We start from the raw sequence: 25,112 nt of genomic DNA on the forward strand, positions 1-25,112 counted from the left end.
GGGAGGCGGGACGCGGCTGGAGGCCGATGTGCACGGTCCCGACCTGTCCCGTGGCGCCCGGTTGGCCGCGCACGGTGCCGTCTCGACGTCGCTGGCGCTGTGCAGCGACCGCGGGCTGCGGGAACTCGTGGACGCCGGCACGCCGGTCGGCTCCGGCATCGGCGGACACAGGGTGCTGCTGGACGTCGACGGGACACCGGTCTTCGTCAAACAGGTGCGCCTCACCGATTTGGAGCTGCGGCCGGAGAACGTGCGCTCCACGGCGAACCTGTTCTCCCTGCCGGCCTTCTGCCACTACGGCGTCGGCGCCATCGGCGGCCCGGGGTTCGGCGCCTGGCGGGAACTGGCCGTGCACACCATGACGACGAACTGGGTGATCGCGGGAGACCACGAGGGCTTCCCCCTGCTGCACCACTGGCGGGTCCTTCCCGGCCCCCGCCGGCCGCTGCCCGAGGAGCTGGCCGACGTGGACCGCGCCGTGGCCTACTGGGGAGGCGGAGCGGAAGTACGCCACCGGATCGAGGCCCTCGGGGAGTCCACGGCGGACCTCACGCTGTTCCTGGAATGCATCCCGCAGACCCTGCACGACTGGCTGGGCGGCCGGGTGGCAGCCGGTGACGAGGCGGCCGGGCGGGCCTGCACCCTGGTGGAGGACGCACTCGACGCCGGCCTCTCGTTCATGAACGCCCGTGGGCTGCTGCACTTCGACGCCCACTTCGAGAACATCCTCACCGACGGACGGCGGCTCTACTTCGCCGACTACGGGCTCGCGATCTCCTCCCGCTTCGAACTCGACCCCGAAGAGGCCGACTTCTTCGAACGGCACCGTGCCTACGACCGTGCCTACGCCGTCACGCACCTGGTGAACTGGCTGGCCGCCGCCCTGTTCGGGTACGCACCGCAGGAACGGCGGGAGTTCGTCCGCGCCTGCGCCGAAGGGGCGTCCCCAGGGAACGGCGTTCCGGCGGCTGTCGCGGCGCTCCTCGCCCGGCACGCGCCGCTCGCCGCCGGGATGGGCGACTTCTACCACCGGTTCCGGCAGGAGAGCCGGACCACACCCTGTCCGGTGCGGGAGCACACGCCCGCCGCGGCCACGGCGCCATTGCGCTGAGCGCGGGGCTGCCGCGTCCGCCCCCGCACCCCGTCGGGCGGGGTGCGGGGGCGATCGGTGGGACGGTGGCAGCCCTTCCGTCGGTTCCGGTCAGGCGGCGGGCAGGACGCCCGTGCGGACGACCTCGGAGTACCAGCGGGCGCTGGCCTTGGGGATGCGCCTGCCGGTCGGGTAGTCCACGTAGACGGCGCCGAAGCGCTTGCTGTAGCCGTGGGCCCACTCGAAGTTGTCCAGCAGCGACCACAGGAAGTAGCCGCGCACGTCCGAGCCGTCCGCGATGGCCTGGTGGACGGCGGCCAGGTGGCCCCGCAGGTAGGCGATGCGGGCGGGGTCGTTGACCTGGCCGGCCGGGTCGGCGTAGTCGTCGAACGCGGCGCCGTTCTCCGTGATGACCAGCGGCAGTTCCGGGAAGTCCGTCGACAGCCGGCGCAGCAGTTCGTACAGGCCGCTGGGGTCGACGGCCCAGCCCATGGCGGTGGTCTCGCCCGGCGGCTGGTGGAAGGAGACCTGGTCGGAGCCGGGCCAGGGGCTGTGGGCGCTCCGGCCGTGTCCGTCGGCGTTGTGGGTGCCGGTGCCGTCGGACTCCGAAACCAGCGTGGGGCTGTAGTAGTTGACGCCGAGGAAGTCCAGCGGCTGCTGGATCTGCCGCAGGTCGCCGTCGCGTACGAAGGACCAGTCGGTGAGCGCAGTGGTGTCCTTGAACAGGTCCTCCGGATAGGCGCCGCGCAGCATCGGGCCGGTGAAGACGCGGTTGGCGAGCGCGTCGATGCGGCGGACCGCGTCGGCGTCACCGTCGCTGCCGGTGAGCGGGCGGACGTGGTGGATGTTGAGGGTGACCGAGCACTGGGCGTCGGCGCGGATCCGGTCGCGCAGTGCCTGGACGGCGAGGCCGTGGCCGAGGTTGAGGTGGTGGGCGGCGCGCAGGGCGGCGACCGGGTCGGTGCGGCCGGGGGCGTGCACACCGGAGCCGTAGCCGAGGAAGGCGCTGCACCAGGGCTCGTTCAGGGTGGTCCAGGTCTTCACCCGGTCGCCGAGGGCGTCCGCGGCGAGGGCGGCGTACTCGGCGAAGCGTTCGGCGGTGGCGCGCTCGGGCCAGCCGCCGGCGTCCTCCAGTTCCTGCGGCAGGTCCCAGTGGTAGAGGGTGGCGACGGGCTGGATGCCCTTGTCGAGCAGTTCGTCGACGAGGCGCCGGTAGAAGTCCAGGCCCTTCTGGACGGCGGGGCCGCGGCCGGTGGGCTGGATGCGGGGCCAGGCCAGGGAGAAGCGGTAGGCGCGCAGGCCGAGTTCGGCCATGAGGGCGACGTCCTCGCGCCAGCGGTGGTAGTGGTCGGTGGCGACGTCACCGGTGTCGCCGTTGCGGACCCGGCCGGGGGTGCGGGCGTAGGTGTCCCAGATGGACGGTGTGCGTCCGTCCTCGGCGGCGGCTCCCTCGATCTGGTAGGAGGCGGTCGCTGAGCCCCAGAGGAAGCCCTTGGGGAAGGTGCGGGCGGCGTCCGGGGCGGACGCGGTCTGCTGTGCTGCGGTGACCACGTAAGTCCTTTCGGGGTGGAGGAGTGCGCGGGCGGTGAGGACGGGGAACGGGGCGTGGCGGGTCAGCCCTTGACGGCGCCCGCCATGATGCCGCTGACGATCTGGCGGCCGAAGACGACGAACATCGCCAGCAGCGGCAGCGTGCCGAGCAGCGCGCCCGCCATGATCAGCGACTGGTCGCGGACGTAGCCGGCGCTGAGCTGGGTGAGGGCGACGGGGACGGTCGGGTTGGTCATGTCGAGCACCACGAACGGCCAGAAGAAGTCGTTCCAGGCGTGCACGAACGTGATCATGAACAGGACGGCCATGGCGGGCCGCGCGACGGGCAGCACAATGCTCCAGAAGATCCGCAGCGAGTGCGCGCCGTCCACGCGTCCGGCCTCGACGAGTTCGTCCGGCAGCGCCTCGGACAGGTACTGCCGCATGAAGAACACGCCGACGGCGCTCACCAGCGTGGGGAAGATGACGGCGGGCAGCTGCTGCGACCAGCCCAGCTCCGACATCATCATGAACAGCGGTACGACGCCGAGTTGCGGCGGCACCATCATGGTGCCGATCACCAGCATGAGCAGGACGTTGCGTCCCTTGAACCGCAGCTTGGCGAAGGCGAAGCCGGCCAGGGTCGCGAACATCACCGTGGACAGGGCGATCACCCCGGCCACGATCAGGCTGTTGATCATGGCCTTGCCCATGGCGGCCTCGTCCCAGGCCCGGGCGAGGTTGCTGAACAGGTTGGGGCCGGGCAGGAACGGCGGCGGTGTCTGGCTGACCCGCGTGTTGTCGGTGGAGGCCGCCACCATCGTCCAGTACAGCGGGAAGATCGACAGCACCGCCATGATCACGAGCAGGACGTAGGCGAGCGGGCCGGCGTGGTGCTGGCGGCCGGCGCGCTGGCGCAGCAGCCGGCGGCCGGCCGGCTTCGTGGCGGGGGTGCGGTCCGGGGTGTCCGTCCGGGCCGGGAGGCTGTGGGTGGTCATGACGACTCCAGGTCAGGACGTACGGGAACGCAGGCGCTTGATCAGGCGCTGCACCACGAAGACGAGGACGAGCAGCAGGAACATCGCCCAGGCGACGGTCGCCGAGCGGCCCATCTGGTAGTTCTTCCAGCCCTCCTCGTACAGCAGCAGGCCCAGCGTCTGGTACTGGTTGTCGGCGCCGCCGGTGACGCCGTTGGGTCCCTGGCCGAAGATCAGCGGCTCACCGAAGAGCTGGGTGGCGCCGATGGTGGAGAGCACGATGGTGAAGACGATGGTGGAGCGGATCCCGGGCACGGTGACGTGGGTGAACTGCTTCCAGCGGGAGGCTCCGTCGAGCGAGGCCGCCTCGTAGCGGTCGGCGGGGATCGCCTGCATGGCGGCCAGGTAGAGCAGCGCGTTGTAGCCGGTCCAGCGCCAGATGACGATGGTGGAGATGGCGACCTGTGCGGGCCACTTGTCGGCCTCCCAGTCCACCGGGTCGATCCCGACCGTGCCGAGCGCCCAGTTGATCATGCCGAAGTCGCGTTCGAAGATCATGGTGAAGACGAGCGCGGCGGCGGCGACCGAGGTGGCGTACGGGACCAGTGAGGCGACGCGGAAGAACAGCGAGGCGCGCATCCGGTAGTTGAGCAGGTGCGCCAGGCCGAGTGCCATCAGCAGCTGCGGCACCGTGGAGATGACGCCGATGGTGATGGTGTTGGCCAGCGCGTTCCAGAAGCGTTCGTCGCCCCAGAGCTCGACGTAGTTGTCGAGCGCCACCCACTCCATGACGTCGAGGGTGGCGAGTTCGACCCGGTGCAGGGAGATCCACGAGGTGTAGACGAGGGGGTAGAAGCTGAACGCGGCGAACACGACGAAGAACGGCGCGACGAACGCGTACGGGGCGCCCTTGACGTCCAGGCGGTGCAGCAGTGCGCCGCGCCGCCGGGGGGCGTCCGTCGTGCGGGTCGGGCTCGGCGGCTCCTCGCCGGCCGGGGCCCGGGTGGTGGAGGTGGCCACCGGACTTCCTTCCTGAGAGCGGATGTGTCGGCCGGGCCCCGGGCCCCCCCCGCCGACAGGGCGCGGGCGGACCCGGGGGCCGCGGGGGCGTGCGGTCAGCCGACCGCCTTGTCGATGCGCTCCGCGGTGGTCTTCCACGCGTCGTCCCGCGAGCTGCCCTGCTGCTCGATCAGGGTCAGGCCCTGGGAGAAGGTGTCCTTGATCGTGCCGTCCTTGCGGCCGAGGACCTGCTTGTCCGGGATCTCCTGGGCGGCGGCACCGAAGATCCGGCCGATCGGCGCGTCGTTGAAGTACTCGGAGGTGGCGCTCCTGACCTCGTCGGTCTCCAGCGCCTTCTGCGAGGACGGGATGTTGCCGATCTCCTTGAAGATGTGGGCCTGCTGCTCCGGCGCGGTCAGCCAGGCGACGAGCTTCTTGGCCTCCTCCTTCACCGGGCTCTTCTCGATCACTCCGAGGAAGGAACCGCCCCAGTTGGCGCCCTTGGGAGCCCGGGCGACGTCCCACTTGCCCTTGTTGGCCTCACCGGCCTTCTCGCTGATGTGGCTGAGCATCCAGGCCGGGCACACGGCGGTGGCGAACGTGCCGTTGGCCAGTCCGGGGTCCCAACCGGGCTGGAACTGGCGGAGCTTGGCGGTCAGGCCGGCCTCGGCGGCGTCGGCGGCGAGGTTCCAGGCCTCCTTGACGGCGGGGTTCTTGTCGTAGATCAGCTCGCCGTCGGCGTCGTAGTACTGCTCGGGGTAGCCGTAGACCATGGCGTTGAACAGGCCGCTGGCCGCGTCCATGTAGGCCACGTCCTTGCCCTTGAAGTCCTTCTTGAAGGTACGGCCGACCTCGACGTACTTGCTCCAGTCGCCCTCCCACAGCTTCGCGACCTCTTCGCGGTCGGTGGGCAGGCCGGCCTTCTCGAAGTAGTCCTTGCGGTAGCAGACCGCCATCGGGCCGATGTCGGTGCCCAGGCCCAGCACCTTGCCGTCCGCGGTGCTGATCTGGGACTCCTTCCAGGGCAGGAAGTGGTCGGTGCCCGCCATGCCGGCGAAGTCGGCGAACTTGTCCGACTGGGTCTCGGTGATCTCCTTGGCCCGGCCGATCTCGATGCCCTGGATGTCCTTCAGGCCGTTGCCGGCGGCGAGCCTGGTCTGCAGCGCGGTGTAGTACGTCTGCTCGTCACCGGCGATCTCGGCCTTGATGTCGACGTCGGGGTTCTCCTTCTCGTACTGCTCGAGCAGGCCCGTCTCCTTGATGCCCATGACGCCGTACAGGCCCATGGTGATGACGGTCTTGCCGTCCTTCTTGCCGCCGCCGGTGACCGAGTCGCCGCCACCGCTGCAGCCGACGACGAGTGCCAGCGCGCCGGCGGCCGCGGCTGCCGCCACCGCCTTCGTGCGCAACGAACCGAGAGTGCCCATGGATCTCCTCCTAGCGACGTCGCTGACACATCGGAGTGACGAGTTCTGCGATGACTACAGCGGCTCTGACAGTCGGGTGGGAACGTGCCCATTTCGGGGTGGGCACGTTCCCACCGCGCATCGAAGACTCCTGGGCGGGAGCGGATCTGTCAATAACTTGAAACCAACTCCTCGCCGGGCCGCGCTGCCCGGCACAAGGCCCGCAGGCCCGAGGGGTGCTCCGCCGACGGCGGCATCTGCAACAATTGCCGCTGGTCATCCCCGCGGCCGGCACCGCCGCGGCTGCCGGAGGAGGGGAGCGCATGGCTGGGAATCGCCGGCCCACGATCAAAACGGTCGCCGCCCGTGCCGGTGTCGGCCGCACCACGGTCTCCCGCGTCGTGAACGGCTCAGATCTGGTGAGCGCCGAAGCCCGTTCCCGCGTCCTGGCGGCGATCAAGGAGCTCAACTACGTTCCCAACTCGGTCGCCCGCGGCCTGGTCACCAACCGCACCGACGCAGTCGCGCTGGTGATCCCGGAGTCGGAGAGCCGGCTCGGCTCGGAGCCGTTCTTCGCCGCGCTGATCAGGGGCGTCAGCGGCGCCCTGGCCGAGAGCCGGACGCAGCTGCAGCTCATGCTCGTGCGCGACCAGGCCGAGCGGGACCAGCTCACCGACTCGGTGGCGACGCGCCGCGTGGACGGCGTCCTGCTGGTCTCGGTCCACTCCGAGGACCGGCTGCCCGGCATGCTGGAGGAGATGGGCCTGCCCACCGTGCTGGCGGGCCGCCGGGACGCGGGCGAGCAACTGAGCTACGTCAACGCCGACAACGCCGGTGGGGCCGCGGAAGCGGTCCGGCACCTGCTGGGCAGCGGCAGGACGAGGATCGCCACGATCGCGGGGCCGCAGGACATGGACGTCGGCCGCAGCCGGCTCGCCGGGTGGCGCACGGCCCACGAGGAAGCGGGCCTGCGGGCGGACGAACTGCTGGTCGAGGCGGGCGACTTCACCGAGGAGAGCGGCAGCCGCGCCATGCGTTCGCTTCTTGAACGCGTGCCGGATCTGGACGCCGTCTTCGCCGCCTCGGACCTGATGGCGGTGGGTGCGCTGGCCGAATTGCGACGCCACGAGCGCCGGGTGCCCGACGATGTGGCCGTCGTCGGATTCGAGGACTCCGTCCTCGCCCGGCACACCGCGCCGCCCCTGACGACGGTGCGTCAGCCGGTGGAGGAACTGGGCCGGACCATGGCGCGCATCCTCACCGACATCACCCGGCACGGAGCGCCCCGGCAGCAGATCACCCTGCCGACGGAGCTGGTCGTGCGCGATTCGTCGTAGGGCTCTGGCGGATCACCGCGACGGCCGGGCGCCTCGCCCGCCCGCCACGGGCCCCCAAGCAGGCGCGGGACCCGGACCAAGCGTGCGCGGGAATCCGACCGGGCGGGCGCGGGACTCCGACCGGGCGGGCGCGGGACTCCGAGCAGGCTGCGCGGGCCGCCGCGAGGCGGCGGTCCTCGCGGCGGCCCGTACGCCGGTGCCCGGCCGGGGCTGCCGGCTGGGCGGGCCGATCAGGCGTCCCCACCCGGTCCGTCCGGGTCGAACGCCCGGGCGACGGCGAGGCTGTCCTCGTAGATGTGGTGGCGGGTGATCAGGCCGTCCTCGACCGTCACGTGCAGGGCGAACCGGGCACGGTAGGCGCGTCCGGTGGGCCGGGCCGTCCGATGGATCTCGCCGAGCACGACGGCGTCGTGTCCGTCGACGAGGATCCGCTCGACCTCGGTCGCCGCCCCCTCGGCGGCATGGTAATCGGCCAGCACGCGGTAGTGGGCGACGGCGTCCGCCCGGGTGGAGCGGTGGCAGATCCACGGGGTGGCGGCTCTGCCGTGCTCGTTCTCCGGCCAGTTGATCTTCCAGTCGCTGGTCTCGGCGTACATCTGCGCGATGTGCTCGGGATCGCCCTCGCCGATCCGGCGCAGCAGTTCCTCGACGGTGGCCCGGGTGGCGGCTGGTGCGGCTGTGGTCACGACTCATCACTCCGATCCGGAGGTCCGCGTCCGCCCGGTGCGGTGCGGTACGACGGCCATTCTGGTCGGCGCCCGCCGGCCGTTCCATTAACCTCCCTGGTCATGCTCGCCGGCCGCCGGGACCGAGCCGGCCCCGCAGACGCGCTCCGCCCCCGCGGCGGGGCCGCGGGGGCGGAGCGGAGTGCCGCCGGGTCAGGGCGTCACGCAACCGATCGTTCCTACGGGGAAGTTGTTGCCCGACGAGGTGGCCGTGAAGCCGAACGTGACGGTGCCGTCGGCGGCGATCGTCCGGTTGTGGTCGACGTTCCTCACCGTCACCGTGCCGTCGGACCCGGTGGTCAGGGAGCCGTTCCACGCGCTGCCGATGCGGGTCCCGGTGCCGGGCTTCCACTGCACGGCCCAGCCGTTGAGCGGTTCCGTCCCGTGGTTCATCACCTCGACCGAGCCCTGGAAGCCGCCGTCCCAGGAGTTGACCACGTTGTAGACGGCCATGCAGTTCCCGGTGTGCGTCGGCGGGTCCGTCGGGGTCGGCGTCGGGGTGGGCGTGCTGCCGGAGCCGCGGATGCCGGTCACCTCTCCGTTGCCGCCGTCGAAGACGACGTCGGAGCAGGAGAAGAAGTTCTCCTGGCTGTCCGAACGCACCCACTGCATGAAGATCAGCGCGTCGCCGGAACGGCCGGAGGGCAGCTTCAGGTCCCAGTGGTAGTGGCCGCCGTTGGTGCCGGGCGAGCCCTGCTGGGGCGGGTCGGTGACGGTCTGAATCAGCTCCAGGTCGCCCCAGCCCAGCTGGGACGTGGGCGACCAGCCGGGCTTGGTGATGTACACCCGGAAGTCACCGGGGTGGGCGGCCCAGTTGCTGTACTGCACCTTGACGGTCGCACCCGAGGTCAGGTGCGTGCGCGGCCAGTCCGCGCGGGCCGCGTTGTAGGCGGAGAAGTCGTACGGGGACCGGTCGCCGGCGCTGCAGAGCGTGCCGTCCGGCACATAGCCGGCACCGCGCCCGGCGGCCCTGGAGTCCAGGACGGCGAACCAGTTGTACAGCGCCGAGGAGCCGCTCTTCGCCAGCGCGTCCTTGCAGGCCGGGTTGGTCGGGTCGAGACCGCCGGTGCCGGTGATGGCGTCCAGTTGGCACAGGTACGTGCGCGAGCCGGGCATCATCGCGACGCCGTGCGCCTGGGCGTCCTTCTGCCAGAGGAAGCTCAGTCCGAGCCCTCCGAGCAGCGTGGCGAGCACCGCTGCCAGGGAGAGGAGTCTGCTGCGTAGGGCCATGGGATCTCCAGTTCCGATCGTGAACCTGCGGGGTGTTCGGGGAAGTTGGAGCCCCCGCCCGTCCGGGGAAGGGCGTCGACCGGGCGGGCGGGGGAGTTTCGGGCGGTCCGGGAGGCCGTCCCCTGGAGGGCCGGGCGGTCCGGAGGGTGCGGGCGGTGAGGTTGCGCCCCGGGGCCCGGCCTGTCGGCGCAGGGAGGAAGAACGGGCCCCGGGGCGGGGACGCGGCGGGTGCGGGGTCCGCCGGTCACGTCATGCGGTCGTACAGGCGGTGCCGTTCAGGCTGAAGCCTCCGGGGCGGGTGAAGGTGCCGCTGTAGGTTCCCTGGAAGCCGAAGCTCCGGCCGGCGCCGGACGCGATGCGGGTGCTGCCGTCGAGTCCGCTCGCCGTGACGGCACCCGAGGAGGGGGTGACGGACGCGTTCCAGGCGTGGGTGATCTGCTGCCCGGAGGGCAGGGTGAAGGCGAGCTTCCAGCCGTCGACGGCGGTGGAACCGGTGTTCTTCACCGTGACGTCGGCGGTGAAGCCGCCCTGCCAGACGTTCGTGGCGTACGAGACCGTGCACGCGGCGGGGGTGCCGGGGGCGGGCTGGCCCGGGGTGCTGCCGCCGGTGTTGACGGTCGAGGAGAAGGAGTTCACCGCGAGCCCGGCGCCGTTCTGCCAGGGTTCGAAGCCGGCCTGCACGCTCGTCAGGTACCAGTCGTTCTGCGCCATGCCGCGCGCGACGGTCTCCCGGACGAAGTCCATGACGTCGAAGCTCCAGCTGCCGATGGCGGACGGCGCGACGAACGACAGGACGTCGTTGGAGCCGTTGCTGCCCGACCACACCTGCCAGGTGCGTCCGCCCACGCCGGCCGTGCCGACCTGCGAGCCGATCGGCTGGATCGGGCCGACCTTGTTGAACCAGATCATGATCTCGGTGCGGTTCACGCCGTCGGTGCGGGGCGTCGGGTCCAGCCAGATGTCGTACGAGGCGTTGTAGACGGCGTTGCTGACGTAGCCGTACGAGATGCTACTGGGCGCGGACGAGATGCCGCTGATCCGGGCCGGCAGGTTGGTGCCCGGCGAACAGTTGGTGTAGTGGCAGCCGTTGAAGACCGAGGGGTACGACTTCGGGGCGCCGTTGGTCGGCACCGAGCCGTCGGCCTGGGTGACGCGGAAGCCGCTGTCCGTGGCGGTGACGCACTGGGTGGCGCTGGTGCCCCAGCGGTTGTTCTGGACGACGTAGCGCCCCTGGATGGTGGTCGATCCGTACTGCTCGCACAGCGTGGTGTCGGCCTGGGCGGGCGCCGTCGCGGTCACCAGCGCCGCGACCACGGCGAGAGCCGTGAGCAGCGTCGCGAACAGACCGCGTGGGGTGCGGTTGTGATGCCGTAACCGTCGCATGCGGGGACCTCTCGGAGGGGTGGCGGGGGCAACCGACAGGGAGCGCTCCCTTCTCCCCATGCAATGGGAGCGCTCCCATAACTCGGTTCGCTCGGGACTGTAGAAGCTGCCCATGTCCCTGACAAGACTGTGCGCACGGAAGTGTCGAAGAGATTTCGAAACCGCAGGTCGGCGAGGTGATCCAGAACGGCACTCCGCGACGGGAGCGCTCCCGAAACATTCGACGCCGAACGGGACTTGACGGGTCGTCGGGACGTGGACGACGCCGGGACATCGGAGACGCACGGGGCGGCCGGGCGCGCGGAGCCGGTCCGGCGGAAGGACGGTGGAGCGGGCGCCATGGCCGGGGACGGTGCCACCGTCGGGAAGCGCCCGCGGGCCAGCGGCCGCTCGCGCGGACCGCGCGACACCGGTTCCGTACGGACTCGGTCCTGCCGGCGCCCGGAGTCGTACGGAGGCGGTCCCGTACGGAGACGGCCGGGCCGGCGCCCGGAGTGGTACGGAACCCGGTCCCGTACGGAGACGGACGAGCGGGCCGCTCAGGCCGAGTCGCGCAGCACCAGTTCCGTACGGAGGATGACGTGCCGCCAGGCCACCGCCGAGTCCTCCATCTCCTCCAGCAGCAGCCGCACCATGGTCCGGCCGATCTCCTCCAGCGGCTGACGGACCGTCGTCAGCTGCGGATCGGTGCGCCGGGCGAGCGGGAAGTCGTCGAAGCCGATCACCGCGACGTCCTCCGGCACCCGGCGGCCCGCCGCCCGCAGGGTGTGCAGCGCTGCGGCGGCCATGGTGTCCGACGCGGCGAAGACGGCGTCGATCTCCGGGGACCTCTCGAGGAGTTCGGCCATCGCCCGGTGCCCGCTGTCCTGCGAGAAGTCGCCCTCGGCGACCCAGGAACGCCTGGCCTCGACGCCCGCCCGCTCCATCGCCTCGCGGTATCCGCGCAGCCGGCACTGGGCCACGTACATGTCGAGCGGCCCGGTGATCGTCGCGACGGCACGGCGGCCCCGGTTCAGCAGGTGCGCGACCGCACTGCGGGCTCCGCCGACGTTGTCCGCGTCGACGTAGGTCACGCTCTCGTCGCCCGAGCGCCGTCCCAACAGGACGGTGGGCAGGCCCACTTCGGCCAGCATGTCCGGCAGCGCGTCCCCGGCGTGCACGGACATCAGCATGACGCCGTCGACCCGGCCACCGCGCGCGTACTCCACCAGGCGCTGCCGCTCGGCGTCGGTGCGGACCAGGGTGAGCAGCAACTGCACCTTGGTGTCGGTCAGCGCGTCGCCGACGGACTGCACGATCTCCGAGAAGAACGGCTCACCGAACTGCCGCCAGTCCGGCTCCGTCATGACCAGCGCCACGGCGTCCGCGCGCCGGCCCGCCAGTGAACGGGCCGCCAGGTTCGGGACGTACCCCAGTTCCTCGATGGCCCGCTGCACGGCTCGACGTGTCGAATCCTTCACGCCCGCCGCGTCATTGATGACACGGGAGACGGTTCCCCGTCCCACACCGGCGAGCGCGGCCACCTCCTCCAGCGTCGGTGCGCCGGGACGCTGCCTGCCCATGACCACCCCCCACGAGATCACTAGATCTTACGACCCGGGCCGGTGACGGGGTGGCGAAGGCGCGTTCCCGGCGGAACATCACCCAGGGCTTCCACGAGCCGGCCGGGGCCCGGCGTTCACCGACCACCTGTGGCGCCCGGTGTGATCCGCGCCAACCGCACGGTCCTCCCAGCTGAGTTGCACGGCAGGTCGGCGCGACGAATACTGATGGGGCAGGGGGGCGTTCCCGCAACGCACTGCGCGCGAGGCGATCACCTTGATGCTCCCCCCTCCCCGATTGCGCCTGCTCGGTCAGTTCCGGCTGGAACTCCGCAACGAGCCCGTCGAGCTGTCCCACAACAGTCAGCGGCTGCTGGCGTTCATGGGGCTTCGCGGCCGGGTGTCCCGCTCGGTCCTCGCCGGCACCCTGTGGCCCGACGTCACCGAGGAGCACGCCCGGGGCAGCCTGCGCACCACCCTGTGGAAGGTGCCGCGCGACGATCCTCCGCTGATCCTCTGCAGCGGGGACTCGCTGCAGATCACACCCGCGCTGCGGGTGGACGTCCACGCCCTCACCCGCACGGCGCTCGGCGTGGTCCAGGGCGACGTCCGGACGCTCCGGGTGAGGCCGCCACTGGCCGAACTGACAGGCGAGGACCTGCTGCCGGGATGGGACGAGGACTGGGTGCTGGTCGAGCGTGAACGCCTGCGTCAGCTGCGGCTGCACGCGCTCGACGCGCTCGCCGACGTCCTGACCCGGCAGGGCCGCCCGGCCCTCGCGCTGGAGGCCGCGTGGGCGAGCGTCCGTACCGAGCCCTTGCGGGAAAGCGGGCACCGGGCCGTGGTCGCGGCACATCTCGCGGAGGGCAACGTGCACGAGGCGATCCGCCAGTACCAGGCGTTCCGCCGCCTGTTGCGGGACGAACTGGGCGTCGAGCCGTCCCCCCTGTTCACCCGGATGCTGCCCCGGTACCGGACGGGTGCCGCACCGGCGACGGCCGTGCACCGGTCCGCCCCCGGCGGTGACGTCCCCGGTGACGTCGGGTTGACGGCGGGCTGACGGCGGCTCCGTAACTTCGGACACAGCGATGGGCGCCCGCGACCGCGGGCCCCGCCGTACACGGTCCCGAAGCGGACGGGAGGACGACATGACCGCCACTGCAACCATCGACGAAGTCGTGTGCCTGCGACCGGCGACCTCGACGGACTTCGACCTGGCAGGCGTGATCAACAGCCTGCTGAAGCCCGTCTACGAGCTGCCCGGCGCCGAACTCGTCCACCACCTGAGCGGCATCGGTGACGTGGGCCGGATGATCCAGGACGCGCTCGACGAGGCGCCGGACGATCTCTACGCGACCGGCGTGCCCTCGTCCGGGACGGACCACGCGGTGTGGCCCGTCGGCGGGACCACGGTCGAGGCGGGCGCCGGGGCGCGGCTCGCGGTCGGGATCACCCTGCCCGTTGACGGGTCCCAGGACATCTTCCTGTGGGACCAGGACGCCAGTTCCGACGACCTGCTGGGCTCCGTGACGATCAGCGAGGCCGAGCAGGGGCAGGGTTCCCTGTCGAAGCTCGCCCACTCCGACGAGGAGCACTCCTACTACTACGTCAACTACCACGTCGACTGAGTGCGGCCCGACAGGGCGGCGATCGTGCGGGAGGTCATCATGTCGTGGCGGGTCGCGAACAGTCTGGAGACCCTTCGGCGTCAGCTCGACGCCCGCTTCCCCGGTCGCAGTGTCGCCTCCGACGGCAGCATCGGCGACACGGCGCACCAGGCCCAGGGCCGCAACAGCGACCACAACCCCTGGTACGGACCCGGGATCGTGACCGCCCGGGACTTCACCCACGACCCGGCGCACGGCCTGGACATCCAGCAGGTGGCGGATCAGCTCCTGGACAGCCGCGACCAGCGGATCAAATACGTCATCGCCAACCGCCGGATCGCCACCCACCGCGACTGGCAGTGGGCTCCGTACAACGGTGCCAATCCGCACGAGTCGCACTTCCACCTGTCGGTGGTGGCCGATCCGCGCTGCGACGAGGCCCACGACTGGAACCTCCCGGTCCTGGGCGGGGCTCCGGACGGAGGAGGCGCGGGCCCGGACGGAGCCGGTGACTTCATCACCTGGGGCACGGGCGTCAACGTCCGGGAGGGGCCCCGCCTGAACGCTCCGGTCGTCGCCCGGCTGCCCGGGCCGACGCGGGTGCGGGTGGCCTGCCAGACCCGGGGCGACACGGTCGATGCCGCGGGCCGCCGCAACGACGCGTGGTCGTTCGTTCCCGCGCTCGGCGGATACCTCTCGAACATCTTCATCGACCACCCGGACGCCTGGCTGCCGGGCGTCGACGAGTGCTGACGGCCACGCGGGACGGACCGGCCGTCGGCGAGGAAGGGACGGGGTGTGGCCATGGTGCTGCTGTCCAACGTCCGTTTCGGTGCGCGCAACGAGGACGTGCGCACCGTGCAGAAGGCCCTCATCGCCCGAGGACACCCGATCCCGGACGGGGTCACCGGCCTCTTCGGGGAGCAGACCAGGGCCGCCTACCGGGCCGAGCAGGTCGCCCAGGGCTACAAGGGCGCGGACGCCGACGGCGTCCCGGGCTGCGCCTCGCTGACCGCGCTGGGGCGCAGCGCGGGCTTCGCCGTCGACTGCCGCGGCGCCCCGGCCGCCGGCGGCGGCTCGCCTCGCGGAGGCCGGGTGCCCTCGCCCGTGCCCGGTCACCGGGTCACCTTCGACTTCTTCGCGCGCGGCCCCTACGCGTGGAAGCCGGACGGGGTCGGCCGTCACACGGGGCAGGACTTCGCCGCCAGGACGGGTGTTCCCGTGGTCGCCGTGCGCAGCGGCACGATCACCTGGTCCAACAGCGCGGGAGGCGCGTACGGCCAGTGGATCGGGCTGGCGGCGGACAACGGTCACGTGTACACCTACTGCCACCTCTCGCAGCGGCAGGTGAAGGCGGGCCAGCGGGTCACGGCCGGTCAGCAGCTGGGCAAGGTCGGCAACACGGGCAACTCCACGGGCCCCCACCTCCACTTCGAGATGTCGAAGGGCTCCAGCTGGTCCTACGGCAACGTCGCGAAGCCCGACTGGTGAAGACCGGATGTGTGTCATGGCGGGCAATCGGCTGCAGCGGGCCGCAACGGGACGGCTGCGCGAGTGGTGGCGGGAGCGGCGGTCGTGGGAGCTGAGCGAGGAGGCCCGCGCCAACGTTCGTACCCTCGGTGCGCTGGTGACGGTGCGGGAGGCCGTGCCGTCGCTCACCGACGAGGCGCGCACGATGCTGCAGGGCGCCCGCCGGGAGCTGGAGGCGGCCGACACGGTGCTGCTCTTCGACGAGCACCGCAGGAGCCCTCTCGGCTCGCACGTGACGGCGGCACACCTCCACCTCAACGCCGCTCGGCTGCTGTGGGCCAGGTCGTTCGTCACGTCGCCCCAGGACGTCTCCCCCTATCTGGCCGGTCTGAAGGCGGTGGTCAACGAGCACCTTCCCCCCGGTGACCCGCGCAGGAAGTCCGTCGAACGTCTCCAGGGCATCTCGTCCGCCGACGAACTGGTGCGGCTGACCGAGGCGGTCGAGGCGGCACAGGCGGTCGCCCTGCGTGAGAAGCTGCGCGCCGCCAGCTTCGTACGCATCGTGTGCTGTGTGGCCGGGTTCCTGATGCTGCTGGCGGCCGGGGTCGCGGTACTCACCTCCGTCTGGTCGCAGGCGGTGCCCATGTGCTTCAACCCGAGTCAGTCGATCGGCTCCGTGGCGACGGCACCGGAATCGCCGGTGTCCTACCGGGTGGTCTGCCCCATCGGGAGTGACGACTCGCCACGCTCCCCGGACTTGGACGACAACGTCAAAGCCGTCGCCACGTGGGGCGACTACGTCGTGGTCGAGGTGGTGGGGCTGGTCGCCGCCGGGGTCGCGGCGGCCTCGGCGCTGCGGAAGATCAGGGGAACGTCGACCCCGTATCCGGTCCCGGTCGCCTCGGCGCTGCTGAAGCTGCCCGCCGGCGCGCTCACCGCGGTGCTGGGGCTGCTGCTCATGCGGGGCGGGTTCGTACCGGGGCTGAGCTCCCTGGACTCCTCCGCGCAGATCATCGCCTGGGCGGTCGTCTTCGGCTACTCGCAGGAACTCTTCACCAAGTTCGTGGACCGGCGGGGCCAGATGGTCCTGGACGCGGTGCGCGGCCCGACGAGTCCGCCTCAGGGCACCGCGACCGCTCCGGGACCGGCCGCGGCGTCCGACTCGGCGGGCGTCTGACGGCCCGTGGCCGGATAGCCGGGAAAGGAGGATCGGTGGCGGACGAAGCGCAGGAGGCCCGGTCGGGAGGGCACATTGCAGGACCCTCACCGGATGCCCGGGATGTGCCGTTCACGCGGGCGCACAGTACCGACCGGATCAACACGTACCAGCAACACAACATCTGAGCTTCTCCCTTTGCCTGCCCACACCGCCGCGGCCGACATCGCGCCCCGGACGTCGAAAGGCCCGACGGTGTCGCTCTCAAGGGGAGGGCGGAGAAGGACAGTCGTCATGTCGACCCAGACCGAGCTCCAGGCGAGCGGGGGCGTCACACAGGCGCTCGTCGCCGCGCTGGACCAGATTCACTCAGCCATCACAGCACGCATGGTCGGGCCCGACGGCAAGCCGTCCGGCACGGCCGTCTACATGCACCTGCCGGTGGGGTATCCCATCGACCCGACCATGTACTCCTTCCCGTGGACACCGGCCGGAGGTTCCACCTCCGCCGCCGTGACGAGTGACGGCCGCTTCGCGCCGGCCACTCCGGCCGCGGAGCCCGCGGCGGCGGCCACCACGCCGGCCGCCGCGCTGGCCGCGGTTCCACCGAAGCCCGACCCGCAGTTGCAGCACTCCCTGCAGGCCGCCGCCTTCACCTCGAACCTCGTCGACGAGATGCTGATGGTCACCAAGAACGGCATCGCCGTCGCCTGGCCCAACCGCAAGGTCAGCTTCGCCTACAAGACGGCGCTGGTCGGCATGCAGGCCGAGGAGGTGCCGCCTCCCAGCCCCGAGATACAGGCCCGGATCGACGCCGCCAAGAAGACCCTCTTCACCTTCGACGCCGACGGCAACATGACGGGCTACTCGCGCAAGTACGAGATCTACAACAAGAACAGGAAGGCGTACGAGGACGCGGTCAGCGACTTCGCGAACGCCTTCGCCGCCGCCACCACCGACCCGGTGCAGGGGCAGTCCTGGCCGGTCACCAGCGCCAAGTACAAGGGCGCGGTCGACCGGGCCAGGGCGGACCTCTTCGCGATGGGCGGGCAGGAGGTGGAGGACGCCATCGCCACCACCCAGTCCATCGGGAGCAGCGCGGCAGCCTCGTTCATCGCCCAGGCCCGCACGTTGTTCGACTCCTACCAGCTGGGGCTCGCCGGGGCCGTCGCGGTCAATGTGCCGTACTCCTACATCGATCCCTCCTCCTGGTGGGACCGGAAGAACAAGGACTTCGGCACCGTGGAGGTCCATGTGGAGTCCAGTCGCCTCACCTCGGGCACGGCGGGCGGAAGCACGTCCTTCGGACGGAGTTTCTACGACAACAGCTCCTCCTCGACCTCCGGCAGTGTCGGTTACGGCATCGGCTTCTTCGGTGCCTCCGCCAACGCCTCGCACGCGAAGAGCAGCGCAGTCTCCGGCATGCACACCGACAGCGCCTCCTGGTCCAGCTTCCGTGACGAGACCTCCAACGCCACGGTGGACTTCGAGTGGTTCATGGCCACCATCCGGCGCCCCTGGATGCTGGGCGACCTGTTCCACATGGACGGCTGGCACATCGTCGGCAAGCCCAAGGGCTGCATCAGCGACGGGACGGTCGACGGGCAGCTGCCGCCCGCGGGAACCGACAAGCTCCTGCCCATGGTGCCCAAGGGGTTCGTGGTCATCCGCAACGTGAAGATCTCGGCCGACAACTGGGGTGCCGCCGGTGAATCGTTCCAGAAGGCGGTCGCGGACGCCTCCTCCAACACGAGTTCGAGCTCCACCAGTTTCGGGGGATCGGTCGGTTACATGGGCCTCGGCGGCTCGGTGCAGCACAGTGAGTCCGAGTCGCACGGCGTCTTCGAGTCCAGCAGCAGCAGTGGCCACGGCTGGAACTTCCACCGCGAGGGGCAGCGCGGCACGCTGGAGATCCACGGGTCGCAGATCGTGGGCTGGGTCGGGGAGATCACGCCGCTGGCTCCCAAGGTGGACGCGCCCCAGAGCGAGAAGCCGAAGGACACGTCGGGCGGGCAGGCCGCACCCGCGGCGCCCGCGTCCACGCCCACCCCCGCGCCCGCGCCCGCGGCACCGGCGACCCCGCCCGCGGCCGGTACGCCCTCCGCACCGGCTGCACCGGCCGCCGCACCGGAGCAGCCCGCCGCGGGCACCCCGCCGGCCGCCGGCACGCAGACACCGGCGACTCCCCCCGCCTGACCGAGGTGCCGACATGACCACGTCGGAAGACCTGCCGGTCGCCCTCGGCCAGCAGGTCCTCGACCGGTTGCTCCGGACGTACGTCACGGCCGGCGCGGGACAGTTCGCGCTCGCGGTGCTCCCCGGCCAGGCGGTGGACGACGACATGGTGCAGAACGGCGTGGTCAACCCGCTGGTCGTCTCCGAGTGGCTGCGAACCGACTACGACTTCCCGCTGCTGCTGAGGCTGAGCGACTGCACTCCGATCCCGGCGGCGCTGGGCACCGGGATCTCGGCCTCGTCCATCTACTCGCTGATCGCCCAGTACGGCCGCCCGGCCGCCGCTCCGGACACGGACTCCGGGGTGCGCGTTCGGGACCTGTTCAACCGCGCCAAGCAGGACCTGGGTCCCAACCCGGCGGCCCTCCCGCTGGGGCTCGAACCCGACGACTGGGCGGCCCCCAGCGGGGCGGTGCACTGGCAGACCTTCGACACCACGGTCACGGCGTCCGCGCCGGCGGAGGCAGCCCCGCTGCCGGACGTCAACCCGGCTCTGTGGCGGCTGCGCTCCGAGCACGGGACGCAGGACGTGCCGGACACTCCGCGCAGCACGCTGCTGCGTCTCGATGCCGACCGTACCGACGTGCTGCGGACCGCGGTGGCCGAGGGAAAGGCCGACGTCCTGGCCCCCTCGGAGGTGGTCAGCGCACGGGAGCACGCGGCGTTGACCCGTCCGGCGGCCCGGCTGCTGACCTGCCTGCGCCCGATCGACACCACGGAGCCGCACGACGCGGCCGACCCGACCGCCGAGGCGTCGGTCACCGGCACGCCGACCGACGACGGCAGCCTGCACGTCCACTTCGCGCACAGCCTGGTCCGCATGGTGCGCCGGCACGCGGGCATCCCGTGGTGGCACCCCGAGATGATCGCGGAGCCGGGCTGGTACCTGCCCGGGATGCGCCGCGGCCAGCTGGTGCCGGCCCCGCCCGAGGACGGCACCGCGCACTGCCTCCCCCAGGCCCTGCTCCTCGTGCGGGACGTCCGCATCACCGGCAGCTGGACGGATCAGGCCCACGCCGCGCTCGGCGGCGCGGCGCCCGCCTTCGGCCCGTTCCTGCTGCGGTCGGGCGCAGTTCCGTCCGGCGACGCCCGCACGACGACCGTGCTCGGCCTGGGCACCCAGGTCATCGGCATCCTCGGCACGCCGATGCCCGCGCTGCCGCCCATGGACGACCCGGGACGGCCGCCGCCCCCGGCGTACGTGCCCTTCCCCGGGGCCGCGTGGTTCAAGACCGCGCCGAAGAGCCCGGTCGTCCACGCCATGGGCCGGCGCCTGGTCGAGGAGAACTGTTCCGCCTACCGAGAGGCGCCCGGGCCGCAGTGGACCCAGGCGGACCGCGACTCGTTCGCCAAGTGGCAGCGCAAGCTCGGGTACCGGGGCACGGACGCGGACGGCATTCCGGGCCCGGCCTCCTGGAAGGCCCTGCGCGTGCCGAGCGGGGCATGAGCCGGCGCCGCCGGGCGAACACCATCGACAGGAGACCGAGATGGCCCCACTGACCACGTCGTACTTCTCCTCCGCGGGAGAGGTCGCCGTCTTCGACTGGCCGGCGAACACCGTCGTCGGGCGCCGGCCCCTCACCGACGTCTGGAGCGGGCTGCCGGCCGAGTTCTCGGCCGGCGTGGACGCGGCCGTCGACCTCGGCGCGGGCATGCTGTACGTGTTCCGCGGCCCCGCCTACGTGCGGATTCCCACGGCCACCGACCAGGTCGACGAAGGGTACCCGCTGCCGATCGCGGGCATGTGGCCCGGCGTCGTCTTCGATGCCGTCGACGCAGCCATGAACTGGGGCGACGGCAAGGTCTACTTCTTCCGCGGCGCCCAGTACGCCCGTTACGACATCGCCGCGGACCGGCAGGACCCCGGCTACCCGAAGGACGTGTCCGTGGGCTGGCGCGGCGTCGACCCCGCCTGGGTGGCGGGCGGCATCCACGGGGCCGTCAACACGGGCACCGGGCGCGCCTACCTGTTCCAGGGGGCCGAGTACGTGGCGCTCGACTGGCACGCCAAGGCCCAGTTGCCCGGCTACCCGCTGCCCGTCGCCGACCACTGGCCCGGAGTCATGGGGCCCGTCGAGGCGGCGTGGTCCCACGCGGCCCCCGCGCCCGCCGGCGGCCCCGCCACGGCCGGGGCGGCCGACTTCTACCACCGCTACCACGCATTCGCCGAGCCCGGTGAGGCACACCTCGGAGTCCCGGTCCTGGTCACACTGGGCCAGGCGGCCCTGGAGTCCGACTGGGGCCGCAGCGCCCCCGGCAACAACTTCTTCGGCATCAAGGCCAGGGCGACCGACCCCGAGGAGAGCCGTCAGCTGCTTCGCACCCGCGAGGTGCTGCGCCGCCCCGACGCCACCTTTCCCGAGGTCATCTCCGTGACGCCGCTGCCCGACGGCTCGTTCGAGTACGTGGTGCGGGACTGGTTCCGCCGCTATGCCTCCCCGGAGGAGTCCTTCACCCACCACGCCCGCTTCCTGCGCGACAACTCCCGCTACGCGGCCGCCTTCGACCACAGCGACGACCCCTACGCCTTCGCCCGGGCCGTCGCCGCGGCCGGTTACGCCACCGATCCCCGCTACGCCGACATCCTCACCGGGCGGATGCGTGAGCTGGAGGCGAGCCGCTGACAACTCCCGGGGGCGGGCGCCGCAGCGGACGCGTGGACTCCGTCCCACGGCACGGGCCGGGGAGCGGGCGTGCCGTGCGGGCGCCCTGGCCAGGTGCGGGGCGGGGCTGGAGACTTGGGGGCCGGTGACCGTTCGACCGAGCCCGGGAGGACCCGTCCATGAGGTTCAGCTACGCGCTGTTACCCGACTATCCGCTGCAGGATTCGCTCGCCTCCATCAGACTCGCCGACGAACTGGGCTTCTACGCCTGCTACGCCGCGGACGAGACGTGGCACAAGGACCTGTGGCTGCTGTTCGCCGTGGCCGCGGGCCAGACGCGCACCATCCGGCTGGGCCCCAGCGTCTCGCCGGTCACGCTCCGGGAGCCGACGCTGATCGCGCAGGCGCTGGCCACGCTCGACGAACTGTCCGGCGGACGCGCCGAAGCCGTGCTGTCCAGCGGCAACTTCGGTCTTCTGGCGCAGTACGGCATCGACTGGACGCGCACCCGGCCCCTGTCCCGCGTGAAGGAGGCGCTGCACGTGGTGCGGACGCTGCTGGACGAGGGCGCCATCACCCACCGCGGCGACTTCTACACCTACGACGGGCTGTTCACCTTCGCCCGCCCGGTCCAGGAGCGCGTGCCGCTCAAGCTCGGCGCGATGCGCGGCCCCAAGTCGTTCGAGGCGGCCGGTGAGCTGTCCGACGGATGCCACCACGCGCTGAGCTACACGGCGGAGGCCTACGAGTACGCCGTCCGCCACATCAGGGCGGGCGCGGAGCGGGCGGGCAAGGACTGGCGCTCCCTGGACATCGGCGCGTGGGTGGTGTTCGCCACCGGCCCCGACTCGCGGACGGCGAAGGAGGCGGCCCGCAGCATGGTGGGCATCTACGCCTCCTCCATGCCCGAGGAGCAGCTGCGGCGCAACGGCGTCGACCCCGCCGAGCTGAAACCCGTCATCGAGGCGATCGGCGCGGGCGACCTGGCGCGCGGCATCGAGCTCACCACGCCGGAGGTGGCCGAGCGCCTGTCCGTGGCGGGCACCCCCGAGGAGTGCGCGGAGAAGATCCGCACGCAGATCGCGCCGTCCGGCGTGAACCACATCATCTGCGCCATCACGGACCGGCGGCTGGTGCGGGCCTTCACCGGCCGGGACTTGGACGCGGTGGCGGACACCGACGAGCAACTGCGGCTGATCAGCGAGCAGATCATGCCGGCGATGGCGTGAGCCCTGCGGCCGGCCGCGAGGCCGGCCGCTCCGCCGGTCCGGACCAAACCCTTGACAGGGATTTCCATCACTCCTTAAATCACGGACTGAAGTAAGTGGCGTATCCCCCACGGACGTTCGCCCGCAGGTCCGCGCCGCCTGTGCTCCCGCCCCTCCCTGTGTCCCCGCGCGCACCGGCCGGCCGCGGCCGTGCCTCTCCCCCACCTCTCGAGCCGCCCCGGCGGACAGGAGAACAACGATGCTGAGACCCTCGCGACCACGTCCCGGCGGCCGTTCCGGCCGGGCGCCGGCGCTCCTGGTGCGGCGGCCCTGGACGGCCGTGGTGGTGGCCGCGGCCACCGCCGCCTCCGTCCTCACCGCCGTCCAGCCGGCCGGCGCCTCCGCCTCCTCGGGCCCGGCGGCTGCCGCCGCGCTGCCGACCGGCTGGTCGACGGTGGTGAACAGCGGCAGCGGGAAGTGTCTGGACGCCCGGGCGGCCGGGACGGTCAACGGCACGGCCGTGCAGCAGTACACCTGCAACACGACCACGGCGCAGCAGTGGAGCTTCACGGCGACGAGTGACGGCTACGTGCGCATCGGCAACCGCAACGACGCCCGGCAGGTGGTGGATGTCAGCGATGTGTCCAGTGCGGACAACGCGGCCGTGCACCTGTGGACGTACGGGGGCGGCGCCAACCAGCAGTGGCTGCCGGTCGACGAGGGCGGCGGCGCCTACCACTTCGTCAACCGGCACAGCGGCAAGTGCCTCGACGTGCCGTCCGCCTCGACGGCCGACAGCGTCCAGCTGGTGCAGTACACCTGCAACGGCTCGGCCGCCCAGAGCTTCCGCGTGACGCCCGCGAGCACCGCGCCCGGGGACGTCGACCTCGGCCCCAACGTGGCGGTCTTCGACCCGTCGATGCCGTCGTCGACCATCCAGAGCCGGCTGGACTCGATCTTCCGGCAGCAGGAGACCAACCAGTTCGGCTCCGAGCGGTACGCGGTGCTGTTCAAGCCGGGCACGTACGACAACGACGTCAACGTCGGCTTCTACACCCAGGTCCTGGGCCTGGGCCAGTCGCCCGACTCGGTCACGATCAACGGTGCCGTGCACGTCGAGGCCGACTGGTTCCCGCCGCAGAACGCCACCCACAACTTCTGGCGCGGCGCCGAGAATCTGTCGGTGAACCCGGACGGCGGCACGGACCGGTGGGCGGTGTCGCAGGCCTCCGGCTACCGGCGCATGCATGTCCGGGGCGACCTGGAGCTCAGTGACGGCGGCTGGTCCAGCGGCGGGTTCATGGCCGACAGCAAGATCGACGGCCAGGTGCGCTCCGGCACCCAGCAGCAGTGGCTGACCCGCAACTCCCAGCTGGGCAGCTGGTCCGGCTCCAACTGGAACATGGTCTTCGTCGGCAGCCGGGGCGTCCCCGGCACCACCTTCCCCAACCCGCCGTACACCACGGTCGACCGGACGCCGACGGTGCGGGAGAAGCCCTTCCTGTACGTCGACGCGGCCGGCGCCTACCGGGTCTTCGTCCCGGCGCTGCGGACCGACTCGACGGCGACGTCCTGGGCGGACGGGGCCGCGGCGGGCACGTCGCTCGGCATGGACCGGTTCTTCGTCGTCAAGCCCGGCGCGAGTGCCGCGCAGATCAACGCCGCGCTGGCCGAGGGCAAGAACCTGCTGGTCACTCCGGGTGTCTACCACCTCGACCAGACGCTGCGGGTGACCCGGCCCGACACCGTGGTCCTGGGGCTGGGCCTGGCCACGTTCGTCCCGGACAACGGCGTGACGGCGATGACGGTCGCCGACGTCGACAGTGTGAAGGTCGCGGGTGTCCTCTTCGACGCCGGCACCACCAACTCGCGGACGCTCGTGGAGATCGGCCCGTCCGGCGCGTCGGCCGATCACGCCGCCAACCCCACGTCCCTGCACGACGTGTACTTCCGTGTCGGCGGTGCGCACGCCGGCAAGGCCACCACGAGTCTCGTCGTCAACAGCGACGACGTCATCGGCGACCACATGTGGATCTGGCGCGGCGACCACGGCAACGGCATCGGCTGGAACACCAACACCGCCGACACCGGACTGGTCGTCAACGGCGACGACGTGACGATGTACGGCCTGTTCGTCGAGCACTACCAGAAGCACCAGACGATCTGGAACGGCAACGGCGGGCGGACGTACTTCTACCAGAACGAGATGCCCTACGACCCGCCCAACCAGGCCGCGTGGATGAACGGTTCCACGCAGGGCTACGCGGCCTACAAGGTCGCGGACCACGTGACCAGCCACCAGGCATACGGGCTGGGCAGCTACTGCTTCTTCAACGTCGACCCGAGCGTGACCGCCGAGCGCGCCTTCGAGGTCCCCGACCACCCGGACGTGCGCTTCCGGAACATGGTGACCGTCTCCCTCGGCGGCACCGGAACCATCCGGCACGTCATCAACGACCGAGGAGGCCCCTCCGACTCCGCCACCAATGTGGCGAATTTGGTGAGCCATCCGTGAGGTGACAGCGACCGCGCGCGGCGGGAGCCCCGACCTCTTTCGAGGGGCCGGGGCTCCCGCCGTTCCGTAGCCGTTCCATCGCCGGGGGCCGCACGATGGC

General features: G+C 71.5%; 19 protein-coding genes and 1 pseudogene. 12 read left to right on the plus strand and 8 right to left on the minus strand.

The genetic code is table 11. The annotated features are described in order from the left end of the window. Nucleotides 1-28: 28 nt before the first annotated feature. Nucleotides 29-1,111, plus strand: a complete 1,083-nt coding sequence (locus tag FGW31_RS00660; protein WP_142191295.1) for a protein kinase family protein — start codon at nucleotides 29-31, stop codon at nucleotides 1,109-1,111. Between the two features lie 90 nt (nucleotides 1,112-1,201). On the opposite strand, the gene FGW31_RS00665 is transcribed toward FGW31_RS00660, so the two are convergent. The 4 genes from FGW31_RS00665 to FGW31_RS00680 form a co-directional block, all read right to left on the minus strand. Continuing rightward, entirely contained in the window at nucleotides 1,202-2,641 is a 1,440-nt protein-coding gene (locus FGW31_RS00665; protein ID WP_142191296.1) for a GH1 family beta-glucosidase, read from the minus strand. A 62-nt stretch (nucleotides 2,642-2,703) separates the two neighbouring features. Further along, complete coding sequence (locus FGW31_RS00670; RefSeq protein ID WP_142191297.1) at nucleotides 2,704-3,618, minus strand: carbohydrate ABC transporter permease; 915 nt, start codon at nucleotides 3,616-3,618, stop codon at nucleotides 2,704-2,706. 12 nt (nucleotides 3,619-3,630) lie between these two features. Continuing rightward, nucleotides 3,631-4,617, minus strand: a complete 987-nt coding sequence (locus tag FGW31_RS00675; protein WP_142191298.1) for a carbohydrate ABC transporter permease — start codon at nucleotides 4,615-4,617, stop codon at nucleotides 3,631-3,633. Nucleotides 4,618-4,712: 95 nt separating this feature from the next. Then, entirely contained in the window at nucleotides 4,713-6,023 is a 1,311-nt protein-coding gene (locus tag FGW31_RS00680; protein ID WP_142191299.1) for an ABC transporter substrate-binding protein, read from the minus strand. 302 nt (nucleotides 6,024-6,325) lie between these two features. Here FGW31_RS00680 and FGW31_RS00685 point away from each other — a divergent pair, with 302 nt between their 5' ends. Further along, the gene (locus FGW31_RS00685; RefSeq protein WP_142191300.1) at nucleotides 6,326-7,339 is read left to right on the plus strand and encodes a LacI family DNA-binding transcriptional regulator; all 1,014 of its coding nucleotides are present in this window, start codon (nucleotides 6,326-6,328) and stop codon (nucleotides 7,337-7,339) included. Nucleotides 7,340-7,569: 230 nt separating this feature from the next. Here the strand turns inward: FGW31_RS00685 and FGW31_RS00690 are convergent, their stop codons facing one another. The 4 genes from FGW31_RS00690 to FGW31_RS00705 all read right to left on the minus strand — a co-directional run bounded on the left by FGW31_RS00690 (nucleotide 7,570) and on the right by FGW31_RS00705 (nucleotide 12,239). Next, on the minus strand, nucleotides 7,570-8,025 hold the full coding sequence (locus FGW31_RS00690) for a nuclear transport factor 2 family protein (RefSeq protein ID WP_142191301.1): 456 nt from the start codon (nucleotides 8,023-8,025) through the stop codon (nucleotides 7,570-7,572). 192 nt (nucleotides 8,026-8,217) lie between these two features. Then, entirely contained in the window at nucleotides 8,218-9,294 is a 1,077-nt protein-coding gene (locus tag FGW31_RS00695) for a lytic polysaccharide monooxygenase (RefSeq protein WP_142191302.1), read from the minus strand. A 249-nt stretch (nucleotides 9,295-9,543) separates the two neighbouring features. After that, nucleotides 9,544-10,677 (minus strand): GH12 family glycosyl hydrolase domain-containing protein, encoded by a 1,134-nt coding sequence (locus tag FGW31_RS00700; RefSeq protein ID WP_142191303.1) that lies wholly within the window; start codon nucleotides 10,675-10,677, stop codon nucleotides 9,544-9,546. A 539-nt stretch (nucleotides 10,678-11,216) separates the two neighbouring features. Beyond that, nucleotides 11,217-12,239 carry a LacI family DNA-binding transcriptional regulator gene (locus FGW31_RS00705; protein WP_142191304.1) on the minus strand — a complete coding sequence of 341 codons (1,023 nt, stop codon included), beginning with the start codon at nucleotides 12,237-12,239 and terminating at the stop codon, nucleotides 11,217-11,219. Between the two features lie 259 nt (nucleotides 12,240-12,498). Here FGW31_RS00705 and FGW31_RS00710 point away from each other — a divergent pair, with 259 nt between their 5' ends. From FGW31_RS00710 to FGW31_RS00755, 10 genes and pseudogenes are all read left to right on the plus strand, one after another. Continuing rightward, nucleotides 12,499-13,278, plus strand: a complete 780-nt coding sequence (locus tag FGW31_RS00710; RefSeq protein WP_142191305.1) for an AfsR/SARP family transcriptional regulator — start codon at nucleotides 12,499-12,501, stop codon at nucleotides 13,276-13,278. Nucleotides 13,279-13,366: 88 nt separating this feature from the next. Further along, nucleotides 13,367-13,846 (plus strand): hypothetical protein, encoded by a 480-nt coding sequence (locus FGW31_RS00715; protein ID WP_142191306.1) that lies wholly within the window; start codon nucleotides 13,367-13,369, stop codon nucleotides 13,844-13,846. 39 nt (nucleotides 13,847-13,885) lie between these two features. Next, a complete protein-coding gene (locus FGW31_RS00720) occupies nucleotides 13,886-14,578 on the plus strand; it encodes an SH3 domain-containing protein (RefSeq protein WP_142191307.1) in 693 nt (230 codons plus the stop codon). A gap of 51 nt (nucleotides 14,579-14,629) precedes the next feature. Then, the gene (locus FGW31_RS36045; protein WP_142191308.1) at nucleotides 14,630-15,316 is read left to right on the plus strand and encodes a peptidoglycan DD-metalloendopeptidase family protein; all 687 of its coding nucleotides are present in this window, start codon (nucleotides 14,630-14,632) and stop codon (nucleotides 15,314-15,316) included. 16 nt (nucleotides 15,317-15,332) lie between these two features. Further along, on the plus strand, nucleotides 15,333-16,472 hold the full coding sequence (locus tag FGW31_RS00730) for a hypothetical protein (protein WP_142191309.1): 1,140 nt from the start codon (nucleotides 15,333-15,335) through the stop codon (nucleotides 16,470-16,472). Nucleotides 16,473-16,745: 273 nt separating this feature from the next. Further along, on the plus strand, nucleotides 16,746-18,647 hold the full coding sequence (locus tag FGW31_RS00735) for a hypothetical protein (protein WP_142191310.1): 1,902 nt from the start codon (nucleotides 16,746-16,748) through the stop codon (nucleotides 18,645-18,647). A gap of 1,231 nt (nucleotides 18,648-19,878) precedes the next feature. Continuing rightward, nucleotides 19,879-20,133: pseudogene (locus FGW31_RS35405) on the plus strand (peptidoglycan-binding protein); the annotation flags it as partial. Between the two features lie 40 nt (nucleotides 20,134-20,173). Next, on the plus strand, nucleotides 20,174-21,310 hold the full coding sequence (locus tag FGW31_RS00745) for a hemopexin repeat-containing protein (RefSeq protein WP_142191311.1): 1,137 nt from the start codon (nucleotides 20,174-20,176) through the stop codon (nucleotides 21,308-21,310). A 158-nt stretch (nucleotides 21,311-21,468) separates the two neighbouring features. Beyond that, complete coding sequence (locus FGW31_RS00750) at nucleotides 21,469-22,518, plus strand: LLM class flavin-dependent oxidoreductase (RefSeq protein ID WP_142191312.1); 1,050 nt, start codon at nucleotides 21,469-21,471, stop codon at nucleotides 22,516-22,518. Between the two features lie 238 nt (nucleotides 22,519-22,756). After that, nucleotides 22,757-25,012 (plus strand): RICIN domain-containing protein, encoded by a 2,256-nt coding sequence (locus FGW31_RS00755; protein ID WP_142191313.1) that lies wholly within the window; start codon nucleotides 22,757-22,759, stop codon nucleotides 25,010-25,012. Nucleotides 25,013-25,112 lie beyond the last annotated feature (100 nt).

The sequence above is a fragment of the Streptomyces calvus genome (assembly GCF_006782915.1).
Lineage (GTDB): Bacteria > Actinomycetota > Actinomycetes > Streptomycetales > Streptomycetaceae > Streptomyces > Streptomyces calvus.